Genomic DNA, 26,122 nt, shown 5'->3' with positions numbered 1-26,122 from the left:
CATGAGAACGATCAAAACCTTGGCAGATGTACGCTGCTTAAAGGAAGCCAAAGTGTTTTCTCCAACTTTTCTGTCGTACCTGGAGGAAGAGTTTTTGGGACTGAAAGAAGCGTTCGACTTCGACGGTCTGGACGAAGAGTTTGCGCTGGATCACTACGGCTTCATGGTTGTGCTGGAGAAGGGAGACAACCTGCGGGATCTGAGCGTGGTCGGCCTAAGCAGAGAGGACGGGGGACTTCTCGGCAGCCTGCCGGAGTTTGTCGAGAAAGTGGAACGAAACGGTGAGTGCTGGTACAAGGTGGTCGTGATCTACACCAACGAGTACGGGATGGCCTTCTACGTCCCGGCAAAAGCAATCTCTGACGACAACGAAATCCAAAACCGGTTGGAGGAGCATGTAGAATGAGTCAATCCAAAGAAGTCGCCAAACGAGTCAACATCGTCCGAGTCAAAATGGTACGGGAAGCAAGCCTCCTGTACCCGCAGCGCCGCATTAGGATGGCAAGGGATGTCGTAGAACTGTTCCAGACGTTTCTGCAAGAAACGGATCGGGAGCAGTTCTTTTTGCTTTGTCTGAACACCAAAAACGAGCCGACTGCGCTGCACACTGTGTCGATCGGCTCCCTGGACGCAAGCATTGTCCATCCAAGAGAAGTGTTCAAGGTCGCCATCCTCTCCAACGCCGCGTCGGTCATTGTCGCACACAACCATCCCAGTGGAGATCCCACAGCAAGCCAGGAGGACATACAGGTGACGAGGAAACTGCAAGAGGCCGGAGAGTTGCTAGGCATCACTCTGCTGGATCACGTCATTGTGGGTACCGAGGGAGCCTACACCAGCCTCAAAGAAGGGGGACTGATGTAACATGACAACAAACGAAAGATTTTCGTCCGACAAGTACGCGACAAGAGGAGTCAGCGAGCGAGTGCCGCTGGACATTCAACTGGCCCTGTGGAGCATCCTGGACAAGCGAAAACAAAGGGGGGACACCCTCGACTTCCTCCAGTTGTTTGAGTTAACCGTCGAACACGTAGATGGAGAGCCCTTGCAGGTTGTACGGAACTGTCAGGAGCAGCCACCACATGAGGAAACGTTCTACCTGGACGTTTCCAAACCGATAGACGGAATCACGCTTTGGGTCATCGACTCCGGTGAGTACTGCACCATGTTGTTCCCGAACGAGTACTAGGAGGTGATGAGGTGAAGCCAGCAACCATAGCTCAAATTGTTGTCTTGATTGCGGAAGTAATTCTGCTTTTGGGGAAGAGCAAAAAATGAAAATTTGATTTGTCACAAATTGTTCAAACATTCACATCTAATTGAGAATCATCTTGTCTAATTGAGAAAATAAACCTTTCATGCTCGTTTTCCAAGGGAAAAAGGGATGCATAGGTTTTAAACTCGAGATTGGGTGTGAAACCAAAAACATCGTATATAAAACCGATTGAAATGCATAAAAATGCAACTCGTGCATATCATGGTGATTTTTCTAGTGTTGACCTATTGATTTTAATGGGATATATTCGAAACACACCGGATGACACGATGCATAAACGATGAATAAAAAGTTAATGCAGAATGTCATTCGGGTGAAAGTCAGGTACTCCTCCATCCCTTGCTTGTGACACCAAACAGGCAAGGGAGTACCCGACACCTCCATAAAACAAAGTAAAAACATTGGTTTACTTTGTTTTATGGAGAAGCCATCTCTGCTCTTTGACAACTTCACATGAAAGGAGTGAAAACGGATGCTGCTGTCACAAGCCATCCAACAGTTCGACCAGTACCTCTCGGCGATCGACCGGAGCGAGGAAACGAGATCAGGGTACCAGAAAGACCTGACACAACTTCACCGCTTTCTGGAAGAGCGCTACAACTGCCCACCGTACCTGGAGGACATCCAGTTGGCCGATCTGGAAGCGTACCTCAGCTGGCTGAAAGAAGAGAAGGGGTACGCTCCGGCCAGCCGCAGCCGAAACCTGTACACGCTGCGCTCCTTCTACAACTACTGCTACAAGAAGGAACTGGTCGTTCGAAACATCGCGCTGTCGCTGGAGAACATCAAACTCCCGCACAAAGAGCGTCAGTACCTGTCTGAAGAGGAAGTCAATGAGCTAGTGCAGGCCATTGACCACGACCTCATTCGATTGGTGGTCAAGTTCCTGTACTTCACGGGACTTCGCATCTCCGAGTGCCTGAACCTGACGGTAGACGATGTCGACCTGGAGCGCCAGATGGTTCACGTTCGTGGCGGCAAAGGGAACAAAGACCGAGTGGTTCCCCTCTCAGAAAAGATTGTTCCACCACTTCGGGCGTACCTCGAAAAGAAACGTCCACAGGGCACGGATCGGTTTTTTGCGACCGAGAAGACCGGGAAGCTCTCAGCGGTATATGTCAACAGTGTGCTGGCAGACGCTACCACAAAACTGGGTTGGAAAAAGACAGTCACTGCACACATTTTGCGTCACAGTTTCGCCAGTCAGCTGGTGAAAAAGGATGTGAACATCGTCAACATTTCCAAGCTCCTCGGGCATAGTTCGATCAAAGTGACCAGTGTGTACACGCACGCCAACACCAACCAGTTAAAAGAAGCGGTCAGTGTGTTGTAGCGAAAAACATCAAATGAAAGGTAGGAAATTCCAATGAATCAAACAAACAAGCGTGTTCTCGCACCATCTAAAAAAGTACAGTATGTCGGGTTCCGGTACTATGTTTATGGGTACCACCAAGTCCTATTTCAGGACATGAACGAGGAAGACGGGGGTGAATTTTACGAGGGGGCTCGATGGGAAATTGCAGGGATGCTCCACTCGATACCAGGCGTGGTATCCAGAGAAGTAGATGATGGCGTCATTCAAGTGGAGGTCACGTTTCCGGTTTGTGTAAATGAACCATTTTCGTGGAATCAGTTGGTTGTCGTCCAACAAAAACTGAAGGAGTTCCTGGAAGAAAAAACAGATGCGATGCTCAGTTGCGAGGCAGGTGACATCCTGTTCTTTTCTCGAGACATAGAAGACAACCCGCAGTGGTTGCATCAAGCGACATCTTTCCGGAGTCTGTTGCTGCAACTTGAATCCAGCGACTGGTATACCTGGATCAGCGTCGAAAATTCAAGGGACTGGCATGGTTGAGAAATCAGGATGAAAGAAGGCGAACGAAATGGCAATGCCCGTTGACAAGAAACCGGTCTACGATGAACGAAGCAACGAAATCTTGCGAATGCTGACCGAAGGTATGAGCCGGGACGAAGTGGCTGCCAAGCTAGGGTATAGCAATACTCGCTCCATGCACACCGTCATGAACCGCAAAAACTTTGTCTGGGATGAGCGCAAAAAGAACTACGTCCCCGCATATTCCCAGTACCACGATGCGGTGAATCAGGCTATTCCATCCTCCTCCAAGATGGGGCAGATTTTGTCCCTGTTTGCAAAAGAGGGAGCGGATGCCAAAGAGATAGCCAAACGACTCGGCTTTGCGGATCACAGGGAGATGGCCAGCTACATTAAAGGCAAAGGGTACGTGTGGGATAACGAAAAGCAGAACTACGTGAAGTACACTGGCGAGTTGTCGGAAGAGTCAGACCGCAAACAGGAGCTACCCGAGAAGCCAACCGAGGAAGACGAGATACGAGCGAGCCCTGTTTCCCCACGTTTGACAGGGGAAGGGCTGGAGCGATACCTTCCGCTTCTTGACATGCTGGAGCGAAACCGGGATCGGCTCATTGACCTGCTCGTCCCGGCTTCCACTACGGGCCAAATCCCACGGTATGCCGTTCCCGGCATCTTCACCACCAAGACCGTCCACATGACCAACCTGTTGGATCAGATGGTGCGGGATTTCAGCCGGGAGAAGAACATCAGCCAGCGGGAGATATTCGAGTGTGCGTTAATCGAATTTTTCCGTCGGTACGGCTACGAGAGGGAAGTGGAACAACTGCTGGGAAGATAATCCCTTCCCCGAACGGGGGAGGGGCTTCCCCACTACCCAATTTTTTTGGCAAAAACTCGGTACCTGGAAACCGAAATACCTATGAATAAAGAAAGGAAGATGTACAATGCCACTCATTGCTAAATGGAATACCGCACATGGAGGAAATCTCCGTCAGCTGACCCCAGAGGGAATTTACAACGGCACCATTACAGAAGTGACTGCGGAGTATAACGTGTACACTCAGGGCCGTACCGTTGACCGCATTGAGAACACGTACGAACTTGACAATGGTCATATCGTGAAACAGAAGTACATTTGGTACCTGAGCGAAACCAGCAAACTGGGGCAAGTGGTCATCAATCTTTTGGGGAACGTTGGACACGATGTCGATCTGGAGCAGCTGAAAGGGATGCGTTGTCGGGTGAAGATCGAGCATAACCGCACCCCCGACGGTAAAGTCTGGGTCAACGTAACCGATGTATATCCGATTGATGACGAACAGAAGGTGCGAGAGCAAGCTGCACTGGAGCAGGCAGAACAACGTCAAGCGGAAATTGATCAGCTTTTTGCGGAATAACAGGAGGCTCGCTACCTCATGTGTGAAAAGGGGTAGCGACCTTTCCCCAAACCAAAAACGAGGAGGAACGAACATGAACAACCAAAGCATGACAAGCAAGCAAGAGCCGCAAGAGTCAAAATTTGTCGTACGAGATGGCATGGTGTACGTAGGAGATCAGCCCATCGGCAGGGACATTCGTGTGGTGGCGTTTCAAACCAATCTCGACACCAACGAAGTCGCCATTTTCCTTGAATTTGAGGATAACGGAAAAACGATCAGAAGACGGATTTTTCGCAGTGATCTCACCAAGTCAGGGCTCGTCAAGCTCACCCGCTACGGAGCCGATACGTGGGGAGAGGTGGTCGAACACTACGTCGAATACCTGCGGGAGCAAGTAGAAACAATGCCGCGCACCTACGTTCATTCGATGGTAGGATGGGATGAGTTCGAGGGCCAACTGTTCTTCAAACATTATAAAGCAGTCGGCTTGCATTCTAGCTACGTCGGTTCCCAGCACGACATCGAGCCAAAAGGCTCCTACGATAAGTGGTTTGCTCTTGTTGAAGCCGAGGTGCTGGGAAATCCGTGGTTGGAGTTTGCCCTCGTAGTAGGCTTCACTGCACCACTGGTGAGTCTCATCGGGAAGAAGGTTCACATCGATTCCCTGTTCTTCAACTTCGTCGGGAAGACTACATCCGGTAAAACAACTTCCACACGCCTCGGACTAAGTCCGTGGGGGTTGCCGGATTCACGTGATAATGGATTACTCAAGCTTTGGTTTGGAACGGATCAGGGGATTCTTTCCAACCTGACAGGAAACTTCGGGATTCCGATTGGGATCGACGACACCTCGCTCCAGGAAAAAGATAAAGACTACACGGCGCTCATCTACCGCTTGGTAGTGGGAAAAGAAAAGCAAGCGCTCAACGCGGACGGAACGCTCCGTCAGCGCGGGGAGTGGAATACCACCATCATCTCCAGTTCAGAGCTGTCCATGTTTGATGGAACCGATCAGCGAGCCGGTCTGCGTGTAAGATTGACTGAAGTCGTGGCACCGTACTGGACAAGTTCGGCGGAGAATGCAGAACGAATCGAACGTGGCGTCCTGGAAAACTACGGCCATGCTGGTCCCAAGTTTGTGGAGTACCTGATGGAAAATTATTCTGTCGACCAGTTGGTGGCAGAGTGGCAGCTGGCAAAGGACTTGCTGCTCAAATACATGGAAAAGGATCGGTTGTCTGCACGCATTGCGGGGAAATTTGCCATTGTTCTGCTGACAGGGAAGCTGGTGCGAACGGCGTTAGGTCTTGCACTTGACCTGGAACAGCTGGCCAAAACTCTCCTGCACATCGAGAAGAAGTCAGTTGAATCCAGGGATGTTGGTGATACGGCCTACCGCTACCTGATGGAATTCTTCATGCGGAATAAAAGCAAGTTCTTCGAGGACAGGGCCCAAAAAGGGATCGTACAGCGCGGGGAGTGCCTCGGAAAGTACCTGACGAACGGGGATACCGTCACGGAGATTCGCATCCCGAAGGAAGGGAACTTTGCGAAGGTCATGGCGGATGGCAAGTTTACCGACCTGGAGTCCATCATTGAAAGCTGGAAGCAAAAAGATCTCCTGGTTTGCGACGTTGGAAAAAACTACGTGAACCGCGTGTTTGAAAAAGGGATGCCTCGTGTTCCCCTGTACGCCATCAAAGTGAGGGAACTAGACGAAGATACCCCCGAGTCGTTTGAGGTAGTCTTTGGTGACGAAATGCTCGCCTTCCTTGCAGACGAGGATGTGGAGTATACAGGGACTGGCGGTGAAGAGGCAGAGTACGAAGATGAGGTAGCGGAAGAGGATGTTTCCGAAGAGGACGCCTTGTACGATGTGGCTGGCGAAGAGGGACTGTACGAGGAAACGTACGACGATGAGATGGAGTACGAGGTCGACCCTGACGATGACGTTGAATTCGAGGAGGAAGAACTAGAAGACTACGAAAACATTGCGTAGGAAACCGATTGAACGAAAGCGATCAATAGGGCTGATCCTGTGCCGAAGCCAGGCAAGAGTGACAGCCCTTTTGATCGCTTTCTTTTTTGTTCAAAAAAAGCAGAGGTACAATAGGTGCAGTGTCGTCTCAGCATAAGGGACAGAAGGGATACGAGCGTCCCTGTGAGCGCTCCTGTTGGTACGTTAGCTGGTGCGGTGAAAACTCTTGTGTGGTAAGCATTCAACTGATACTGCACCGAACGCACCGCAGTTTGAGGGTATAATGGGAACGAAACGGTGTAACAGGTGCAAAACGGCCCCAGCTTAGGTAGTTTAATGACTCGAAGCGTCCCTGCTACGCTCTGGTCGGTGCGGTGAGAGGTGCGGTAAAATCCCTTGGGTGGCAAAGGGTTGGGTGGAACTGCACCAAACGCACCGTCATTTTTGAAGTATACGGACAGTGGCAACACTTTCATCGAAGGGAAGGTTGAGTTCAAATCGACAAACGAATTCTTATACTCGTCTATAATATCCTCCTCCCTCTTCTTTTGTTAACGTAGTGAGCGGATTATGGTCACCATCACGCCAATACGGATCTACGTAAGTCCCATCGTCTCTAAAATAACCACTCACTTCATGAGGATCAACGTGAACGAAGTCTATGCTGTCTAAGGAGTTAAATGGGTCAATTGCATCAAGGACATCGAGGGCATCTGCAACAAGGCCCGCTCCAGTTAAACTTATCGTAAGGAGTGATCCACTTTTTAAGACCTTGTTAATATCGCCTGTAATGAAACCCTCAATCATATTAAACACACGCGAGATAGGTGCTGTAATAAAGTCGATGATATAGTCCACAAAGGTGGGTTTTCTCTCTAAGCTAAGGGTATGTATAAATTCATCACATTTGGCGATCTTATCCTCCAGGTTCTTCTTTGCAGAAATAGCAATTTTTAATAATGTCTGGAGGTGATGTATTCGTTTCTGATAAATGTAAGGAAAATATTCTTCGTAGCCGTATAATTCGGACTCTCTTTCTAACAAAGCTAGTGTAAAACTTAATTTAGATATTCGATCACTATAAAAACTTACTCCCTTTTTCAAACTGTATTTTATATGGAGAAGCTGTTTGATTTTGGCCAATGCTGCATCATGAATATTTTGATCTTTGTAGACTTCGAAACCTTCTGCGCGAGTGAAGAAAGGTGAACTCCAGCGGAGGAAATCCTTTCCTTTGCGTTTTATGAAATTGAAGTGCAGTGTAAAAGTTCTGTTCATTCTTTTTAAGAGGGTTCTTTTATGTTTGATATCTTTTCTGCTAAAAATATCTGGAGGGTAGCACTTTTCAACAAATTTTGTGATTTTCCTCTCATTATTCAACCAATTTGCCATAAGAAAAAGTATAGCAATCGCAAAAACGAATCCAACCGTATACATAATTACCTCCAGAGTAGAGATGGTGGTTTTATCCCCAGGAATATTATTCCACAACCAAGCTATTCTTTCTAGTGCGTATTGAATGAGGAAACATTATTAAATACACAGCAAGAGTAAGGGGTACGTTGGCTTTCATTAATTCTTGATGGATCGGTGATACTCCACTGTTCGCAACAGTAGTCGTAAACCATCTCATCCCATCATGGACCAAAATCTGCAAATGATAGGCTCATATTAGGAGGCATTGGAACGAGGGAAAGAAAGGTTCGGGAATCCCGAAAAAGGCCCTTCCAGTGAACAATAAAGAGGACAGGCACAAGGAGAAAAAAGGAATATCCCAAGACAAAAACAACGGGCATTCACGAACCTTTCTTTTCAGAGATCCAAAGCCCCTTATATATATTTTTCATTTATCGTTATTTAATAAAATCATAAAAAATAATATAAATTATAATATTATTTAAAATTATTATTAAATTATAAACAAGTTTGCTTGATGTTATTATCTTTTCCGTACAATTGGCGGTGCGATTGGTGCGATTCCATGAGAATCCATGTACGACATGGAGTTTTACTGCACCGGCTACCGCTCCTGTGGGTGCGACTGTAGGGGCTCTACTGGACTTCTAGGGGTAGACCTCCATTTTACCATTAGAGAGAGAAAGCCTATTTGTTGAAATGAGTTTCTTCCATTATATATAGGTTACCTGTAGATAGTATTACATGGTTTTGAAACTCCTTGAAACACATGGAGTTTAGTGATAGTAAAAAATAAGATAATTCAGCTTAAGGTTGTGCTATTAACGGTACTGAAGTTATTGTGAAACTGGCTAATGTTCCAGCAACTCTTCCGTTGCCAAGTACGTTCGCTGTTTCAGACAGCAACGGCAAAGTATATGCTGTAACTAATATCGCCGCTACCACAGTACCAGGTGAGTACAAGCTGACACTGGGAACTGCAGTTGAAGGAAAAGGTACTCTCACAGTTAAACATGGAGAGTCTCAAGCGACCAAAGATTTTGATACAACAATTGCTGGATTGAAACTGTCTGTAGATGTAGCTGATGAAGATTACAGACTGATTGCTGACGGCGCTGACAATACTATCATTAAAATTACAGTTAAGCGCGATGGTGTAGTTGATGAAAACTTTAAAGGTGAAGTTAAATTCCAATCCTTGAAAGGTGCTAAGTTTGCAAAAGAAGCAGTGGCTTTTGACAAAGGGGTAGCGCAAGTCCAAGTTACTTCTATCTCTTCACCTATAGTTGTTAACGACACAATTATTGCTACCGTTTCACAGGCTGAAGATCCTGACTTTATCGGGGAACGCATCGCGGTAAATCTCCAATATGTACCAGCAGATGGCAACGGTGATATTGATAAAAAGGTATTTATCACCTCCGCTGAGTCTGATCGTGCAAGCGACGTATATGTGAAGTTCAATGATAAAATTGATTTTAACAAGCTTTATGCCGACTGGGATTACGGTAAAGGTGAAGCAAAAATTATCGTAAGAGGCAAAGGCCTGACTAGTAATGCTGATGTCGATAGAGAAGTCTTGGACATTGTAAAAGTTGACGATAGGACTATTAAACTGGTTCTAGCTGAGGAAGAAGCTCTAAAAGATAACTCCGCAGTTACAATCTTGGTTAACGATGAGAGAATTAAAGGTCTTCTGCAAAAGAGTGAGTATCCATTCAACCTTGTTGATTCCGATGCCCCTAAAGCTGTAAAAGTAACCGCTCCAGATTATAAAACTCTTGTTGCAGAGTTTAACGAGCCAGTGAGTGCGGCTGTTGCTGAAAAACCATCGAACTGGGTGCTGAATGGACACCGTTTGACCGATGCAGACATCGTTTCTATTAAGGTTGGTAACATTGTGGATGAGGACGGTAATGTTGAGTCCTATGTACGTCCTACAGCTACAACAGAAGCAATTGACAATCGTCATTTTGTAACCATCAAACTGACAGAAACAAAAGGTAATGGCGTGAACTACTATAAGCAGCAAGGTGCAAAAAACCTGCTTCAAGCTTATAACATTCACGACTATGCGGGCAAAACCGATACAACAGGTCAAAACACTGCAACTACTCAGGAATTCGAATTTATCACTCCTGTTGTACCTGAAGCTGGTTCCGTTGACTTCGTTCTCCAATCTCCTGAGCAGTTCAAGATTAAGTTTGACGAGCCAGTACAAAAAGTTGGCGGCGGAGACTTGAGTCTGGCTAACTTTAATTTTGAGCGTCAACATGGTTTTGATAAAGACGGAAACCCTGTTTGGGTGGCTTACAATACCGACGTTGTTAACCTTCAGTTCCCAGTTATGCTGACTAAGGATAAAAAGAACGGCTCTGTTTACTACTTCGAATTGCAAGATGACTGGACTGTAATTCTCGATACCGAAAAGAACAACATTAACTACTACACTCCTGGATATAACAAAGTACGACTGACTCTCAAAAAGGATCAAATTGAGAGCAAGAGAACTGGTGCCAAATATGATCAGGATGTAGTAAAAGTCATTGAAATGGAACTGGATGATACGGCGCCAACATTCACTGCTAAACAAGTAGTTGAGAAAAATGTTCCTCAAAAGAGAGTTGCAATTACTATGAGTGAGCCTATCCAAATGGCTTTAGCTAATGGGGATGCAGCCAATACTGAGGGCACAACAAAATCTCAAACTCAGGAAAAGGTACCTACACCAACGTTTGAGTTTGTAAGCAAAGACAAGAAAACAACCATTTTGGGTAAATTAGTTGAAGGCAGCTTGTCTGAAGATGATACCCAGTTTGAAATTGAACCAATTGAACCTGATAAACTGACTGCAGGTGATTGGACAGTATACATCCGTTCTATCTCCGACGATATCGGAAATACATCGGATACACTGAAGCAAGATCTTACAATTCTCCCAACGGAGCAAGAAAAAGGTAAAGCTCAAATCATCTGGGCTGAAGCAATCGACAACATTGATGCTCTTAAAGACGGTGTAATCAAACCTGAAGATGTTGTTGTAATCCAGTTTGGTACAGAAATGTCTCTCGATGCATATCGCTCTTCCATTTACACTATTAATGGTAAGCCATTACCAGAAGGTGTGAATATCACTGCGACAGAGGCTGAGTACACAAATAGTGGCTTGAAAGGAACACGAGTTACTATAACTCTGCCGAAGACATTCCTTGGAGATACTAGCGATGAGATAATTGGTAAATTTAGTGAACCGCATATCTTGAACGTTAATAAGCGTTTGGAAGATGCAGCAGGCAACCGTCTCATCTCTCCATCTGAAGTTGAATTGACTTATGATCTGGATGGAACAGGATCACTCTATGTAATTCCAGAGATTGATAAATTGGTAAATGGTGATAAAACACCAGGAGAAATTACAGACGCAGATGCAGTAGCTGCTGCAAAAGATGCGCTGGATCTCGGAGACACAAGCGCTGTTACTTCCGATCTGACACTGCCAACAACAGGAGAAAACGGTGTAACTATTTCTTGGGCGTCCGATAAAGAAGACGTTGTAAGTACAGAAGGTAAAGTAACTCGTCCAGCTAACGGCTCTGGTGATGCAACTGTAAAATTGACAGCTACTCTTAAAAAGGGTACCGCAACTGAAACTAAAGAATTTACTGTTGTTGTAAAAGAACAAACCCCTTAATAAAATCACGAAACGTTACTTCATAAACTCACCTAAGTGATGAGTGAAAGAAGTGGAGAAAGCCCCCAGACAAAGCAACCCTGCTACGTCCAGGGGGCTTTTCTCTAACTGTCTTGTCAAATAGATTGGTGCAACCCCAATCCGCGATAACAGCCGGAAAATGACAATGAACAAGGAAAAATGAATGATGAACAATTATACACTAATCCTTATTCATTGCATTATCGCGTGCCTAATCCTCCTGCACGCCAGCGGCCCTAATCAACCAACGGCGTGAAGTCAGGTGAAGTCGTAAGGAAAGGCAATGAACAATGAATAATGAAATGAAAAATGAAATCGTAAGATTTCAAGAAAGGGAAACAGGGAAGAATATCACGGTTTGAAGAGCCGCAATTATTCATCATTCCTTGTTAACTATTCATTGAAAAAAGCGTTGTCGACGAAAAAGCATTTGCGTTTGCAATACGGATCGTAAAACTCTACCGATACCTAGCGGATGAACGAAAAGAATACGTAATTTCCAAGCAAATCATTCGATCAGGAACCAGTATCGACGCAAACATCCGTGAAGCAAATATGGTACAAAGTAAAAAAGACAATGAATAAAGAATAAGGAACAATGAAACATATCCCTTTCACTCTTCATTTTTCATTCTTCATTGTTCATTGCCAAGTACTGCGGGGCTCCTTAAAAGCTGGCTATGGTCAGGCGACGAATCCATGTGGACCCAATACGAGGTAGCTGTTGTCAGGTAAAAAGCGCTAGGGTTTTGGCAACAGTCGGTGTGCGCGGGATCGCACAGGCGAAACAGGAACAATTCGGGCTGTTAAACCTGTTTTTCTCGTATTGTATAGTGGAGACCTACGGTCAGCAAAAGAAGGGATAGACAAGGCGGAACGTTTGAAGTCTTATCAGAAGAGGCGGGTTAGCGCCGGCGAGGCTGATAAGATGGCGGCGGGTTCGTAGTAGTGATGATGGCTTGCCGTCTGTACCCGTAGTGGCAACACAGGCGGGGAGGGGAAAATGGGCCGGAGCGAAGGGACCCAGTCAGCGGATAAGAGGATATGAGAACGTACAATGGGCGTTGTAGTTTCTCGCAGTACCCGTGAGGACTGTAAATACAAACCGTATTTACAGTCCTTTTTGGTGATTCCTCTTTTCTCTCTGCTGATGGCACGCCGTGTGCGCTGAAAGGTGCCCGCACGGTGTAGGCTCGACTCGAAATTTCCTTGGGGAGAACAATCCGACGGGGATATAAGGCGAGCATAGCGATCCCAAGTTTGCAAGCGGCGAGGGGACAATCCACGACCCCTATGTCGTCAAAACCGCCGATCACTTGAACCATGTGAGAGAATACCTTGACTCCGCTTTCGTGTTGGATGCAGACATCGATCTGAGCAAGGCTCCTTACAACACAGGCAATGGTTGGACGCCGATCGGCACCGAAACGACCCCTTTTACCGGAACGTTTCACGGAAACGGGCACACCATCCGCGGTTTGTATATCTTTGAAGGGAAAAACCTCGGTCTCTTCGGAACCATTGAGGGCAAAGCGGAAATCAGCGACCTCACCCTCAAAGATGCGGACATTCGTACGACTAAGAGCGGAGTTGCCATCCTGGTCGGACAAATGCTTGGAGGAACCATAACAAATACTCACGTTTCCGGAACTATCAAAGCCGATAGCCACAACGTCGGGACATTGGTTGGGTATATGGAACGCGGCTCGATTGCGGACAGCTCCGGTTCGGGAAGAATTGACAACCATTTCTCTTGGTATACAGGCGGGCTTGTGGGAAGAATGGAGCCAGGGGCTACCCTGAGCCGATCATCCGCAGACACAACGACTAACGGCTTCGTTTCAACGGGAGGACTTGTGGGTGCAAACGCCGGTACCATTGAGCAATCCTTTGCCAAGGGCAGCGTAGAAAGTAACGCTTCCCACCTTGGCGGACTGGTCGGGGAAAACTACGGGGAGATTTGGCAGTCGTATGCACTGACGGACGTCACGGGCGGATCGAATAATGTTGGGGGCCTTGCCGGACTAAATGGAAGCAAAGGAACCATCGAACAGTCTTATGCAAAAGCAACGATTGATACTGAGTCCATGGCTGTAGGCGGATTGGTGGGAGAAAATCAGGGAGTGATAGCGGATGCGTATGCTAGCTCCGATATCACTGCAGGAAAGTATAGAGAGGATGTTGTCATCGGAGGGTTGGTGGGAATCAATCATAAAGAGGTTACCAGAACGTATGCTGCCGGAACCATAGACAGCAACGCCAAAGAAGTTGGCGGCTTGGTCGGCAAGCTGGACAGCGGCGGCACAGTGACCAACTCTTTTTACGATCAGGATCAGACTGGACAAAATGACACGGGCAAGGGAACGCCGCTTGCATCTGAACAAATGAAGGAGCAGGAATCGTTTACAGACTGGGATTTTACGGACGTGTGGCAGATGGGTGAGTATCCGTCTTTCCAATGGGAGTAAACACCAGAAAACTGCCATGAATCGATAAAAGTGGGTCGACCGCTACAAGCGTTGGCCCTTTTTCTTTTCCCTCGTCAAGACAGCAAAAAGACATAGCCCCAAGCTATGTCCTTCCCAGCAAAGTTTCTATTTCACGCTCATATCCATACCTGCGAAAGAACTCGATCAGCGCTACAGCGAAGATGTCTCTCTGGCTGATGTTCTTTTCCTTGCTGTATTCCCGGACAAGTGAATCGAGCGTATTGGTCATGTGTACGGATTTGGTCACGAAAATCCCTGGAACTGCGTAGCGCGGCACCTTTCCGCTTTCTGCCCCCGGCACGATCAGATCGATCAGCCGGTCCTTGTTTCGCTCCAGCATCTCCAGAAGGGGCAAATAGCGCTCCAATTGGACTGTGTCCGCACGGCTCAATCTGGGGGCCGTAGATGTGTTTACAGCCTCATCCCCTCCATGACTATCCTGCAGCTCTTCTACGGCCTCTGGACGGCCCTCAGCCTCCTCCTGGAGCTGTCCGTATACTCTCGTGTAATTCCCCTGCTCGGACGACCATCTGTAGCCCTTCGCTCTCATGTAATTGGCCAGTTCACGGTGATCGGCGAAGCCTAGGCGTTTGGCAATCGTCTTGGCGTCGGCTCCTTCTTTTTGGAACAGGGAAATGACCGTGGCTACTTTTGACGAACGAAGCAGTGCCAGATCCATATCCTGTTTGTCCACGCGACTGTAGGCCGGCACGTAGTTTTGCTTATCCCGGTCCCATTTGAAATTCTTGCGCCGCATGTAAATATCGAGGGTTTTGTAGTTTTTATAGCCTAGTTCTTTTGCGAGTTCATTCCTAGTCTTCCCCTCCACGAGACCGCGGAGTATGGCATTTGCACGTTCATCGTAGATGGGCTTTTGATCTGCTTGTACATCCATTGTTTTATACACCCCTATTAAACTCCCTTGCATGTTTCCATGCCCATTTCTTTATCGTTTCTCTATCTTGTTTACAGGGTATTGATTGCCTCGCTCAGTTGCTCCAAATCGGTATGTGTATAGATACTCGTCACATTCAAAGACGAGTGTCCCAGCAGCTTTTGTATTTGCACGAGATTCACATCCTTTTTGACCAGCCGACTGGCGAAGCTGTGGCGCAGGATGTGAGCTGTCACCTTCTTTTTCCAGCCCAGCTCATTGACTGCCTGCGATATGATTCGATTGACGTAGACAGGGGACAGCTTTCCCGTTTTCTTGGTGCAGAAAAACAACGGAGATTCGGTTTCAGGGCGTTGGTTGCGAATGTAATCCTCAAGTAAGGGAAGCAGTCTATTGGAAATGGGTATGAGTCGGTCCTTGTTCCCTTTCCCGGCGACGACATGGATTACCCGATGTTTCAAGTCTACGTTGTCGACCGTCAGATTCAGGCATTCGGATATTCGCATTCCCGTCATGTATAAGACGATCACCACCAAGCGAATCAAACGGTGGTCGATCTTTGTAATTAGTTGCTCGACTTCTTCTTCCGTCAGATAGGTTCTTTCTTTTTGCTGCACCTTAATTTTTTCCACAGAAAGCGCTACATTGCGGCTCACCAGCTCTTTGTTGTAAGCGTATGCAAAAAAAGAACGCAGCGTATGAAGGTTGCGCCCCCTGCTGGCGGGTGCATAATTTCGTTTTTCTTTGAGGTAGGTGAGGTAATCTTCTATATCGTTTGCTGTAATTTCATCAATGTAGGGCTCGACGTTATACTTGGCTTCAAGGAAGCGAGTGAAAAAAATCAGGTCCTTGCGGTAGCCGGTAATCGTCTCATGGCTTCGATCTATAGAGGACAAGTATTGCATAAACAATTGAATCGCATTTATGAGTAGCATGGCTATCTGCCCACCTTTAGTAACGAAACATGCTTCATCTTATGGACATATTGTCATATCAAACATTCTAACCAGTTTTATAGGTCGTATAACTTGGAAACGGTTGCAGTTCAAATATTATTGGGAAGTCAGTGTAGACAAGATTACATCTTTGGGTATTTTCAACATATGGTTTGTGCTGCTGGTTTTCTTCATATAGTGATTTTCTGTCTGAACTCGGTAACGAATGATTCCAGAGTTGTGTCATCATTTCTGTTCAATGAAAACAAAAAGAAAGAGTCTAACACCTTTCGATGTTAGACTCTTAGTTGAAAATTCTTATGGACAGACGTCCTGACTAATAATTTACGCGCCTGCGCCAGTGTCTGTGCCTGCACCAGTGTCTGTGCCTGCGCCAGTGTCTGTGCCTGCGCCAGTGTCTGTGCCTGCGCCAGTGTCTGTGCCTGCGCCAGTGTCTGTGCCTGCGCCAGTGTCTGTGCCTGCGCCAGTGTCTGTGCCTGCACCAGTGTCAGTACCTGCGCCAGTGTCTGTGCCGCCTTCAACAGCTGCAGTAACCAGAATCGGAAGCACTACTTCTTTGCCGCCGTAAGCCGCATCGAGAGTAATAACCAATGTTGCTTTGGTGTCTTTAGTAACAGCTTTAGTTGCAGCTTTCGCTACAGTACCAAGGTCGGAAACTGCTACCAAGTCATCAGAATCAACGATAGTTTTAAACTCAATACCGGTCAGTTCATCGGAATTATTCACAGACAGAGCGATTTCTTTACCGTCTGCACCGATAAATTGCAGTTCATCAATCAGATCGGTAAATGTAGCAGCGTCAGCTGTTTCTACTCCGCCTGCAACCTCAACCTGAGTTTTGCCTTCTTTCAGTTTGATATCAGTGATTTGTGGAGTAGAGTTTGTTACTTCTACTTCAACGGTTGCTACCGTGATACCGCCTTGTTTGTAGGAGATCACTGCTTTACCGGCAGCGACTGCAGTTACCTCACCTTTGGCATTTACAGTAGCAACTTTTTCGTTATCGGAAACAAAGGTGAAACCTTCTTCTGCCTCAACAACGGTTCCTACTTTAACATCGCCAACATATTTCTCGATGGAAAGATCCACTGTTTCTTTCGTTGGGTAAATATCCAGTTTCAAATCTTCGGTAGAAGATGCTGGAACCAGTTTGTAATTGTCTGGCTCTTGTCCAGCAACATCTACTACTTGAACAGAAACAGTGCCAACTACTGCATTGCCTTTGTTCTTGATTACAAGCGTATCAGTACCTGCTTTAAATGCCAGGTCGGTAACTTTAAGTGCGAAAGTGCTGTTATCTACAGCCAGCTTAGCATTTGCAAGGTCAATGACATCCGCTTTATCGCTGCCATATTTTCAAACTCCTTGCCTCCCATTGAATTCTATAACCCTCATGTCACATCATTTGTTGAACTATATATAATGGAAGAAACTCAACTCAAAAGAATGGAAGTATACATGTTTTGGAAAGTAGGACATCTTTATTTTGGTTTTCTAAGGGTTTTGGTAAACTTCCTTTCAAAACGCAGAATTTCCCAATCCGGTGCAATAATCGGGTCGCTGAGAACCCATGTCTCCCATAAGATTTCGCAAAAACGCACCGATCGCACCGCCGTTTTCAGGGACAAGAACGAGAGCGGAGACGAGTTTGTTCTTATATTTTAGTTATTATCTTATTTATAAGTATATTAAATAATATATAAATATAATAACAATCATAATATAATAAAATATATTCATAATAATACTATACAACCTTATTCCACTCTTTCCGAAAGGCAGCTTCTTTCTCCACCCCTCGTTTTTGTTCTTTTTTGTCTGGGTGGCTCAAGTAGCCACCTTTCGTCTTTCGTTCCTCCTATGATTATAAGGGAGATATGGTTAGATTACGATTTCTCATCCTGCTTTCAGTTAGCTTTGATTCCTCCATGATTGTCATCGAATCCTTCTTTATGCGTTGTAAGCCATCGCGTTAGAGGATTGCCCTCCCTTTCCCGTCTGCGCTATTGGTACAATCGGTGCATTTTCACGAAAGACCATGTGCCTCATCGATTGGCTCTGTCCCGCTCACTGCACCTACAAGGGGAGTCACTGTTCCGTTTCTCTGCGAGACATTGAGCGCGTTCGTTTTCCCTGATTAGCGGGGCGGTCGGTGCGATTTCACCCCATCCTATGCGACCCAAGGGTTATCACCGACCCGCTTATCGAACCGCTAGCGTAGCTTCATTGTGAACCAGCGAGCATTGGGCGCGTTCGCTTCCCTGATTGGCGGATCGGTCGGTGCGATTGGACCCCATCCCATGTGGTTCAACGATTCTTACCGATCCGCTTATCGCACCGCCGATTGATTTGTCCGGTTCGATCCCAAAGAAAGGATCGGATGACCTTCACTATGCTTTAGGCACCCCTCTAAAACAAAAAAGCCTACCTCATCGGTAGACCTTCTCCATTTACTCACTTTCCAGTAGAATTTGTTCCGTATCCATCATCCATTCGGGGATCGCCCCCTTTTGGAGTGAAAACCCGCTATGAGTAGAGGTACGCTTCACCTGTCTTTGAGGAGCCTTGCTTTTTATCGATCGTACCCCTTTATCAGATGGTTGCTTACGGACAGCAGACTTCTCCGGTGCATTGGTTTGCATTTCATCTCTCTTGCTTGTCTCTACTTTGAAGACGTACTGCGGCATCTTTGGGACACCTGGCTGGAACACACGCGACAGGGTGTTCTTTCCAGCTTCGTGGATCAGTCGACCAGACTCTTTCCACTTGGAAACGACCTGCTCAACATTAAACTTTCCCTGTTTCATCAGCTTTTCAAATTCTTCTTTAGGAATCTGGATTTGCGTCACGAGCCCATTTTTCTCTACGTATTTTCCGACAATGGGCTTGTCCTTATCCCAGTCACTTTTGTCCCGAAAGAATTTGTGCCGATTACGGACAAAGTACTCCATGATGAACTGGTAGGCTTCGTCTCCCTTATTGCGCTCACTCATCGACTTTCGTTCAATGTGCAACAAACTTTCCGTCAACTCATTTAGGTCTAGGCCCAAATCAAGGGCTTCATTTGCTAACTCACCTGCGAGTTTCACAATCGCTAGTTTACCGGCAATTCGTTTTGAAAAGCTATCCTTCTCCTCCAATCGAGCCAACAAGTCCTGACGACTTTTTCTCCAGCGACGCTGAATCTCTTCATTCCCAATCTTCAGCAAATGTTCCGCATAAATCGGTCCCGCTTGACCATAGTTTTTGAGGATCACTTGCTCGATACGCTCTGCGTTTTCCGCTGATCGTGTCAGATAGGGTTCATTGATTTCAAAAAAACGAACACGAATCCCAGATCGTTGATCGGTCTCCCCAAATATAGACTTCTCGGAACTTGAGAAAATGGTGGTCATCCAGTCACCCTGCTCCCGCTTCGTTCCCTGGGACGTGAGTGCCATTTTCGCAAGTCCTGCTACGACAGTATAGGCGAATTGCGTTAGATCTTTTCCTTCTTCCATCATGGACGTATCGTCAATCACAATGGGAACACCGTAATTCCCATGTAGATTATACAAAATCCCTTGATCGGTTCCGTACCAAGTAACCAGCAATCCTTTTCTCCCTGTATCGGGTAAGCCAAAAATACTGACGGCCAATCGGGTGGTGAGCGTTTTTCCAGTACTGGTTATACCAAAAAAGTTGAAAAACAAGGAATCCATATGTGCTTCCTCTTTGAGAATAGAAAGTAGTGGAGCTGTGAACCCAGCAGCAAGTGCAAACTCCAGCCAAGGATTCCCTAGCACTTCTTCTCGCACCATCTGGCACCACGCATCGAGTGAGCCTTTCGGTTTTAGATCATACTTTACCCCATCGTATGTAGATGGAAAGCCAATCCCCTTGTGCAACTTGAATATAGGTTGATCCTCGTATGTTCCCCATCCGACGTTGCTATGCTCATAACTCCGCTTCTTTTTGGTGATCTGCTTCCGTAAATTGGACACATATGCGTCAGCCACTTCTTGCCAACAGTCTGCACCGTATCGCGTTAATTGGTTCATCCCACTTTTAGTAAGTTCGTTTCGTTTCAGTGATCTACGGACGCGCTTTTCATTATCCAGAAATGATAGCTGAAGCGTCACTTCTCCTGTATCCAAATTAGTCACGTATTGGTCTACGTCAATCGCTGCTCCCAGGTCTACCATTTTTCCATTGCTGACGCACACCAACCTCCCGTTCTTTCTCCCAATCTTGCCCTCTTCTTTCGCCACCTGAATTCTCCCCCTTTGCATTGCTTGAAAAAAAATGACCCTCCCAACAATTGACCCTTGGCTGCGAGACGGTGAGCGGGGCGGTAGCAACCCTTGGCACCACTTGGTTCAAGGTTTTTTGCACCGACCGCACCGTCTGTTTCGCCACAAAGACAATCGCCTTACCGCTGACCCAAGAGTGTTTCCACTTCCCGCTCGTACCCGTATCGACGAAAAAACTCTACGAGTGCCACAACGAAAATATCACGCTGGCTCATGTTCTTCTCCCTGCTAAAGTCCCGTACAAGTTGATCCAGTGTATTAGTCATATGAACTGACTTGGTGACGAACACGCCTGGAATTACGTAGCGGGGAATGTTTCCGGTTACAGAGGCTGGTGTAAGAATATCAATCAGCCTGTCCCGATTTCGCTCTAGTATTTCTAAGATCGGAAGAAAGCGAGTCGTTCCCGGAAGGTCTATCATCGGGACATTCGGGGATGGAAAAGGATTTTCATGGGCCTCGTCGCTTCCTTCACTCGATGCTTCCGAATCGTGCTGGATGCCCATCTGCTTGACGTAGTTACTTTTTTCAGCCGACCAAACGTACCCTTTCCCTTTCATGTACCCTGCTAACTCCCGGTGATCCCCGAATCCCATCCGTTTAGCGATAGTTTTGGCATCCGCTCCCTCTTTCTTGAAGAGGGAGATGACATGAGCTGCTTTAGAAGATGTACTGACGAGCGAATCCAGATCTTGCCCGTCTAATCGGGAATGGGACGGGACGTATGTCTGCCGTTGCCGATCCCATGTGAAGTTACGTCGCCGCATGTACATGTCTAATGAGCGATAGTCGCTGTATTCGTACTGTTCAGCTAGTTGCTCCCGAGTTTTTCCTTCCGTCAGCCCTTGTAAGATTTCCTTGACCCGCTCATCGTAGATGGGCATGTTCTCCTGTACAATAGCCATGTATGTTTCCCCTCCCTTATAACTCGTTTACGGCTTCGCTTAGCTGTTCGAGATTGCTGTGGGTGTAGACACTGGTGACTTTTAATGAACTGTGGCCCAATAGCTTTTGAATCTGTACTAAATTGACGTCTTTTTTTACCAACTGGCTAGCAAAACTATGACGTAAGATGTGCGCCGATATATGCTTCTTCCAACCGAGTTCTTTCGTCGCTTTGTGGATATGATGATTGACATAGGCTGGAGATACTTTGCCTGTCTTCTTTGTGGCAAAGAAGTAGGGAGAAGAAGTGATGACCCGTTCCTCTCTGACATATCTCTGAAGAATTGGCAGGAGGGTGGATGAAATCGGAACAAGTCTGTCTTTGTTTCCTTTCCCAGCAACGACATGGATGACCTTGTTATCCATATCAACTGTCTCCATCGTAAGATTCAAGCATTCGGAAATACGTAATCCCGTTCGATACATAGTTTCTACTACTAGGCGAATCAAGGGATGGTCGATCGCCTTCAACAACTGTTTAATTTCAATCTCGGACAGGAAGGTTCGCTCCTTTTGTGGTACTTTTACTCCCTCCACTGAAAGCGATACGTCACGCTGCACCCACTCCTTTCGGTAGGCATAAGCATAGAACGAGCGCAACGTGTGAAAATGCCTGGAACGGCTTGCAGGAGCGTTGTTCCGCACTTCCTTTAGCCAAACCAAGTAGTTCTCTATGTCTACTGACGTGATTTCATCCAGATACGGCTGGCAGTTGTACTTTTGGGTCAGGAACTGATTAAACATACGCAGGTCCTTCCCGTACCCGCTTATAGTCTGCTGGCTACGTTCGGATGCTAATAAGTGATTGATGAACTGTTCAGTTGCTTCAACAAATCGCATGAAGGAACCTCCCTTACTTTTGTACCGGACTACACAAATATTGAATGTAGTCCGGCTGAATAATTCCTTTATCTAAATCCTTTACCCGATTAATTTTTCTTTATATTTCCCTTTTTCGTTCACACCAAGTTGTAGGCCGCACATCCGGTCAAAAACAAGAATCGGTTTGATATTTTGATAATAGTAAAAAACTTGTTCTTCTTCAGACATATCCAGCTCATATAACTCCGGCTCTTCACAATGTCGTGGAGTACTAATTTCAATGGCACTAAGTGTAACAAAGAAGTTGTTCCACATTTGCCGAAACTCTTCTATGCTAAACGGAATGAATTTCCTTTCAGCGGGGACATCCCATGTTGCAAAGACAATATCTTCACACTCTAGGACATGATTCGGTGGAACCGGAAGTTGGTTTAATGCACTTGCGATCTGCTTTATATATTGTGCTGCCATATCCTTAGGAAGTGTAGCTAACTCAATTCCTTTATAATCGGAGAAACAAGCTTCCATTCCGTGAGCAAAGAAATGATTCTTAAAGAATTCTAGCGCCTCCTTCCTCATCTCATCCGTATAACAATTGCTTTTGTTATACCACTCACTGCCGTTACTTATGATGTCGACATCCTCGTACACATTTTGACTAACAAATACCTCCGGCATTTCCTTTCCAGATTGTTGCTGAACGTGAATATGAATCGCAATTGGTTGGTTAGATTGTGACATTGAACTTACCTCCTGTGTTTTGCAAGTAGAAAATGCTCAGCTTTGCAGCCAAAATTGCCTAAGCACTTGCCAGCCGTTTGAAACTACAAAGGAATCCTATCCATTGCCTGTTTGAAGCGGAAACTCTCACCTGTGAATGAGAGGATATGAGCGTGGTGTACCAGACGATCAACGAGCGCCGACGTGAGCTTCGTGTCTCCAAACACCGATGTCCATTGGCCAAACTCCAGGTTAGATGTAACGATCACACTCTGTTGCTCATAGCAATCCGCAATCACGTTAAACAATAACTCAGAACCGGTTTGGCTGAACGGCACGTAGCCGACTTCATCGAGAATAAGTAAATCTATCTTTTTCAATTTCTCGCGAAATCGGCTGAGTGTTCCCGCCACAAATTTTTCCTGAAGTACAGAAACAAAATCGGAAGCCCGGTAGAACTGTACCGCCTTGCCCCGGCGGCAAGCCTCCACGCCCAGTGCCGTTGCCATATGGGTTTTCCCTGTGCCGACGGCACCCATTAAGAGTAAATTTTCTTTGCGTTCGAGCCAATCCAATTCCTGGAGCAGCTCCGGACTACTGCCACTAGGGAAAGAGATATGGTCATACACATACCCCTCGAAAGTCTTAATATGCGGGAACCCCGCCTGCTGAACAAGCTTACCTAACTTGGCACGGCGGCGGCCGTCCAGTTCCGCAACAAGGATTTGCTCCACAATGCTACGAATCTGCTCATTCTGTTGAACGGATACGTAGTCCACGACATGCGCCAATCGGAGTTGTCGGCACAAATCTCCCAATGCCGTCGGCATCTCAGCTCACCCCCACAAGTTGATCATAGCGTTGGAGAGAACCTTCTACGCGAGTTCCCGGAGGGGACAACGTCTCCTCCCACGTGACAGGGAGGTCACGACTGCCATATTTTACGCCTAGCACGGCCGTGATGCGCGTAATCGGTGTGTCTTGGCCTAGTAGAGCAATTACCTCTTGAATCTGTTCGATGGTGTAAATATCACACCAGTGCGACATTGCCTGAAGACGATCTTTTCGCTCTGTTAGATCCTTCACGGTTACATACCCTTGCAAGATCTCCGGTAGCATACGGAGAAACTGCGAGTGCGTTACACTACGTGGTTTTTTCAGCCATCCAGCGCATACTTGTGACCACGGAATGTCTACATTTCGTCCCGTATAAGGTCTGGGTACTTCCCGAATTAGCTGGTGTTGGCCGTTTAGAATGACAAGGCGATCCCAAAACGTTTGGATCAGTACCTCACTGCCTGGCGTTGCCATCCCCAGCAACGGAACCGTCAATTCATCCTTCCGAATCTCTCCATACTTATTCACCACTGCAGCACCCAAGCGAAAAGCCTCAAATCCATGCTCCGGCAAGGTAAGCAATTTACGGCGATCATCCTCCCATAGATCTGCGATGCAACGATTTAGGGCATAATGCTGACGACCACGATCACGGCTAGCTTGCTCGGCGAAGTAGGCAACTAACTGTTCATGGCTTTCATAGATGGGAATCGGCACTGCCCAATTGCGCTTGGAGTACCCGCATTTGTTCTCCACGTGCCCCTTCTCATGACCACTGTATGGGTTGCAAAAGACAGCTTCAAACCGGTAGTGAGCGCAGAATCGCTGGAAGCCATCCGTTAATTGCCGTTCGCCCTGCTTCTCGATATGAACGACGGCAGCGGAGAGATTGTCAAACCAGATTCGCTGAGGAACACCTCCCATTTGTTCAAAGCACAGCTTCATCGCCTCCAAAAAGCATTCCTGATTCTCCGCTGGTGTCGGATAGACGAAAGCGGCATTGCTGTACGGAAAAGACATTACCAGCAGTTTGTATGTGACCAATCGATGATCTCGGCATACCTCAATGGTTGTAAAGTCCACTTGTGCCTCACCCGGTGGATGTTCAAGCCGTTCGTACGTTTTGGCACGGTCCAGTTCCATTTCACTTTTTCGTCTCTGCACATAGGCCAATACTGTACGTTGTCCACCTGTAAACTGATGCTCATCGCGCAAACGTTGGAAAATGCGCACACCTGTGTGTCGCTGCTTACGGGGGACCAAACGGTCCTCCTCTAACCAGGTATCGACGATCTCCATAAATGGACCCATGACAGGACTTCTGCCCTTTCGTTTTGTCATCGAGGCATTCCAATCGGTTTTATCGGCATATTTTTTGGCAGTCCGCCAGTGAACACCTACGCGTCCTGCAATCTCGTTTACCGAGCATCCTTCTACTTCGCGTAAAAACCTGATATAGTGTTGTTGAGGCATTTTCAGCATCCTTTCCATTCTCCTTCGCTAAGTTGTCCCAAACCTAACGGTAGGAGGAATTATTGATGCTGACAAGTGCCTTTTTTGTATTTGTTTTGAGCATTTTTACGCTGCAATATTAGGCATTTCTATTGTGCAATAAACAACCTCCCTATGATCTACTAGTAGTAGTGGTTGACTGGACTTAGTTCTAGCATGAATCTCCAAGGTTTGGTGATTTACACGCTAACTAGCAATGCTGTATTCCTTAATCCTCAAGGTCAAGGTCTTCATCGTTTACATCATCATCCGGCTCCACGTCATCGTCGTCATTATCGTAGTCATTTGAGTCATCGTCTTCCTCGGAATCGCCGAATCTATCAGGATCATTAAATTCAAGATCGTCTACATCAAGATCATCGTCATCACTATATTTATCGGAATATTCAGTGTTTTTATCAGAGAAGTCGTCATCATCATCGCTTTCGTCATCCTCTTCTTCCAGTGGGTAGACACTAGCGACATTGGCAAATTTACGACCCGTGTCCCGAGACTTGTTATGTTTCACTTCGATCTTAACCTCTTTGCCGACGAAAAACTCTTCGGGATCGTCAATACGATCCGGTATGTACCCTCCGGTGATAGCTTTCACTACTTTCCCCAGTTCTGTGTCCTCTTCCATAATGGGGAAGTATCGTTGTGTGATCTTACTAAACTCCGTGGCAAACTCAATCCATATAAGGTCGGAAATTCTCTTTTTTTCCTTTATCTTCACCTCGCAATTTTTCTCCATCCAAATCTTAGCTACTTCAGCTACGATAAGTCCTTGTGGGTGAATTGGATAGCCTTTGATAAGTTGGAATGACATCTTCTTGTTCCTCCTTTATACTAAGTACTTTTGTTATTTCAGGGCCCCGATGAATTTAGTATAAAGTAATAGTTAGAAGCCATCAAAGTCCGTCTCTGGAGGAGCATTTTTGGATTCGGCAGCGACCCCTGCCGATTCGCCCGAGCGCCAACAAAAATCGAGCCTTTTTCTCTCGTTTCCTCGTTATTTCGCAATTTCCATAACTAATTTTAATCCTTTCTTTTTACAGCAGAATTCTAAGCACCTCTTCA

21 protein-coding genes are annotated in these 26,122 nt (G+C 46.5%); 10 read left to right on the top strand and 11 right to left on the bottom strand.

Annotated features, from left to right (window positions below; genetic code table 11):
* Window position 1 precedes the first annotated feature (1 nt).
* From NST96_RS25135 to NST96_RS25100, 8 genes are all read left to right on the top strand, one after another.
* A complete protein-coding gene (locus NST96_RS25135; protein WP_340701059.1) occupies window positions 2–406 on the top strand; it encodes a hypothetical protein in 405 nt (134 codons plus the stop codon).
* A complete protein-coding gene (locus tag NST96_RS25130) occupies window positions 403–864 on the top strand; it encodes a JAB domain-containing protein (protein ID WP_342404968.1) in 462 nt (153 codons plus the stop codon). The genes NST96_RS25135 and NST96_RS25130 overlap by 4 nt, the downstream gene beginning before the upstream one ends.
* A gap of 1 nt (window position 865) precedes the next feature.
* Window positions 866–1,189: a DUF960 family protein gene (locus NST96_RS25125; RefSeq protein ID WP_342404967.1), complete on the top strand. Its 324-nt coding sequence runs from the start codon at window positions 866–868 to the stop codon at window positions 1,187–1,189.
* A gap of 559 nt (window positions 1,190–1,748) precedes the next feature.
* Window positions 1,749–2,609, top strand: a complete 861-nt coding sequence (locus tag NST96_RS25120; protein WP_342404966.1) for a tyrosine-type recombinase/integrase — start codon at window positions 1,749–1,751, stop codon at window positions 2,607–2,609.
* 33 nt (window positions 2,610–2,642) lie between these two features.
* Window positions 2,643–3,131, top strand: a complete 489-nt coding sequence (locus tag NST96_RS25115) for a hypothetical protein (protein WP_342404965.1) — start codon at window positions 2,643–2,645, stop codon at window positions 3,129–3,131.
* 28 nt (window positions 3,132–3,159) lie between these two features.
* Window positions 3,160–3,948: a hypothetical protein gene (locus NST96_RS25110; RefSeq protein ID WP_342404964.1), complete on the top strand. Its 789-nt coding sequence runs from the start codon at window positions 3,160–3,162 to the stop codon at window positions 3,946–3,948.
* A 106-nt stretch (window positions 3,949–4,054) separates the two neighbouring features.
* Entirely contained in the window at window positions 4,055–4,507 is a 453-nt protein-coding gene (locus tag NST96_RS25105) for a hypothetical protein (protein ID WP_342404963.1), read from the top strand.
* A 73-nt stretch (window positions 4,508–4,580) separates the two neighbouring features.
* Entirely contained in the window at window positions 4,581–6,488 is a 1,908-nt protein-coding gene (locus NST96_RS25100; RefSeq protein WP_340701066.1) for a DUF927 domain-containing protein, read from the top strand.
* 492 nt (window positions 6,489–6,980) lie between these two features.
* Here NST96_RS25100 and NST96_RS25095 read toward each other — a convergent pair whose 3' ends face one another.
* Entirely contained in the window at window positions 6,981–7,904 is a 924-nt protein-coding gene (locus tag NST96_RS25095) for a hypothetical protein (RefSeq protein WP_340701067.1), read from the bottom strand.
* Between the two features lie 820 nt (window positions 7,905–8,724).
* Here NST96_RS25095 and NST96_RS25090 point away from each other — a divergent pair.
* Both NST96_RS25090 and NST96_RS25085 read left to right on the top strand, forming a co-directional pair.
* Window positions 8,725–11,574: an immunoglobulin-like domain-containing protein gene (locus tag NST96_RS25090; protein ID WP_342404962.1), complete on the top strand. Its 2,850-nt coding sequence runs from the start codon at window positions 8,725–8,727 to the stop codon at window positions 11,572–11,574.
* A 1,373-nt stretch (window positions 11,575–12,947) separates the two neighbouring features.
* Entirely contained in the window at window positions 12,948–14,063 is a 1,116-nt protein-coding gene (locus NST96_RS25085; protein WP_172920243.1) for a GLUG motif-containing protein, read from the top strand.
* Window positions 14,064–14,166: 103 nt separating this feature from the next.
* Here NST96_RS25085 and NST96_RS25080 read toward each other — a convergent pair whose 3' ends face one another.
* From NST96_RS25080 to NST96_RS25035, 10 genes are all read right to left on the bottom strand, one after another.
* Window positions 14,167–14,979 (bottom strand): hypothetical protein, encoded by an 813-nt coding sequence (locus tag NST96_RS25080; RefSeq protein WP_338463162.1) that lies wholly within the window; start codon window positions 14,977–14,979, stop codon window positions 14,167–14,169.
* Window positions 14,980–15,050: 71 nt separating this feature from the next.
* The gene (locus NST96_RS25075; protein ID WP_251246992.1) at window positions 15,051–15,914 is read right to left on the bottom strand and encodes a tyrosine-type recombinase/integrase; all 864 of its coding nucleotides are present in this window, start codon (window positions 15,912–15,914) and stop codon (window positions 15,051–15,053) included.
* A 345-nt stretch (window positions 15,915–16,259) separates the two neighbouring features.
* Window positions 16,260–17,057: an Ig-like domain-containing protein gene (locus NST96_RS25070; RefSeq protein WP_342404961.1), complete on the bottom strand. Its 798-nt coding sequence runs from the start codon at window positions 17,055–17,057 to the stop codon at window positions 16,260–16,262.
* 1,328 nt (window positions 17,058–18,385) lie between these two features.
* Window positions 18,386–20,185, bottom strand: a complete 1,800-nt coding sequence (locus NST96_RS25065) for a DUF927 domain-containing protein (protein WP_172920163.1) — start codon at window positions 20,183–20,185, stop codon at window positions 18,386–18,388.
* 161 nt (window positions 20,186–20,346) lie between these two features.
* Window positions 20,347–21,132 (bottom strand): hypothetical protein, encoded by a 786-nt coding sequence (locus NST96_RS25060; protein WP_172920164.1) that lies wholly within the window; start codon window positions 21,130–21,132, stop codon window positions 20,347–20,349.
* A 16-nt stretch (window positions 21,133–21,148) separates the two neighbouring features.
* Window positions 21,149–22,012: a tyrosine-type recombinase/integrase gene (locus NST96_RS25055; RefSeq protein WP_172920165.1), complete on the bottom strand. Its 864-nt coding sequence runs from the start codon at window positions 22,010–22,012 to the stop codon at window positions 21,149–21,151.
* Between the two features lie 81 nt (window positions 22,013–22,093).
* Window positions 22,094–22,735 (bottom strand): hypothetical protein, encoded by a 642-nt coding sequence (locus NST96_RS25050; RefSeq protein WP_172920166.1) that lies wholly within the window; start codon window positions 22,733–22,735, stop codon window positions 22,094–22,096.
* Window positions 22,736–22,818: 83 nt separating this feature from the next.
* Window positions 22,819–23,544 (bottom strand): IS21-like element helper ATPase IstB, encoded by a 726-nt coding sequence (gene istB, locus NST96_RS25045; protein ID WP_171506466.1) that lies wholly within the window; start codon window positions 23,542–23,544, stop codon window positions 22,819–22,821.
* 1 nt (window position 23,545) lies between these two features.
* Entirely contained in the window at window positions 23,546–25,033 is a 1,488-nt protein-coding gene (istA, locus tag NST96_RS25040) for an IS21 family transposase (RefSeq protein WP_227278712.1), read from the bottom strand.
* 238 nt (window positions 25,034–25,271) lie between these two features.
* Window positions 25,272–25,871 carry a hypothetical protein gene (locus NST96_RS25035; protein WP_342404960.1) on the bottom strand — a complete coding sequence of 200 codons (600 nt, stop codon included), beginning with the start codon at window positions 25,869–25,871 and terminating at the stop codon, window positions 25,272–25,274.
* Window positions 25,872–26,122 lie beyond the last annotated feature (251 nt).

This window comes from Brevibacillus sp. FSL K6-2834 (assembly GCF_038592925.1).
Taxonomy (GTDB): domain Bacteria; phylum Bacillota; class Bacilli; order Brevibacillales; family Brevibacillaceae; genus Brevibacillus; species Brevibacillus borstelensis.
The sequence above is the reverse complement of the archived record's forward strand: the minus strand, read 5'-3'. Positions and strand labels throughout refer to the sequence as shown.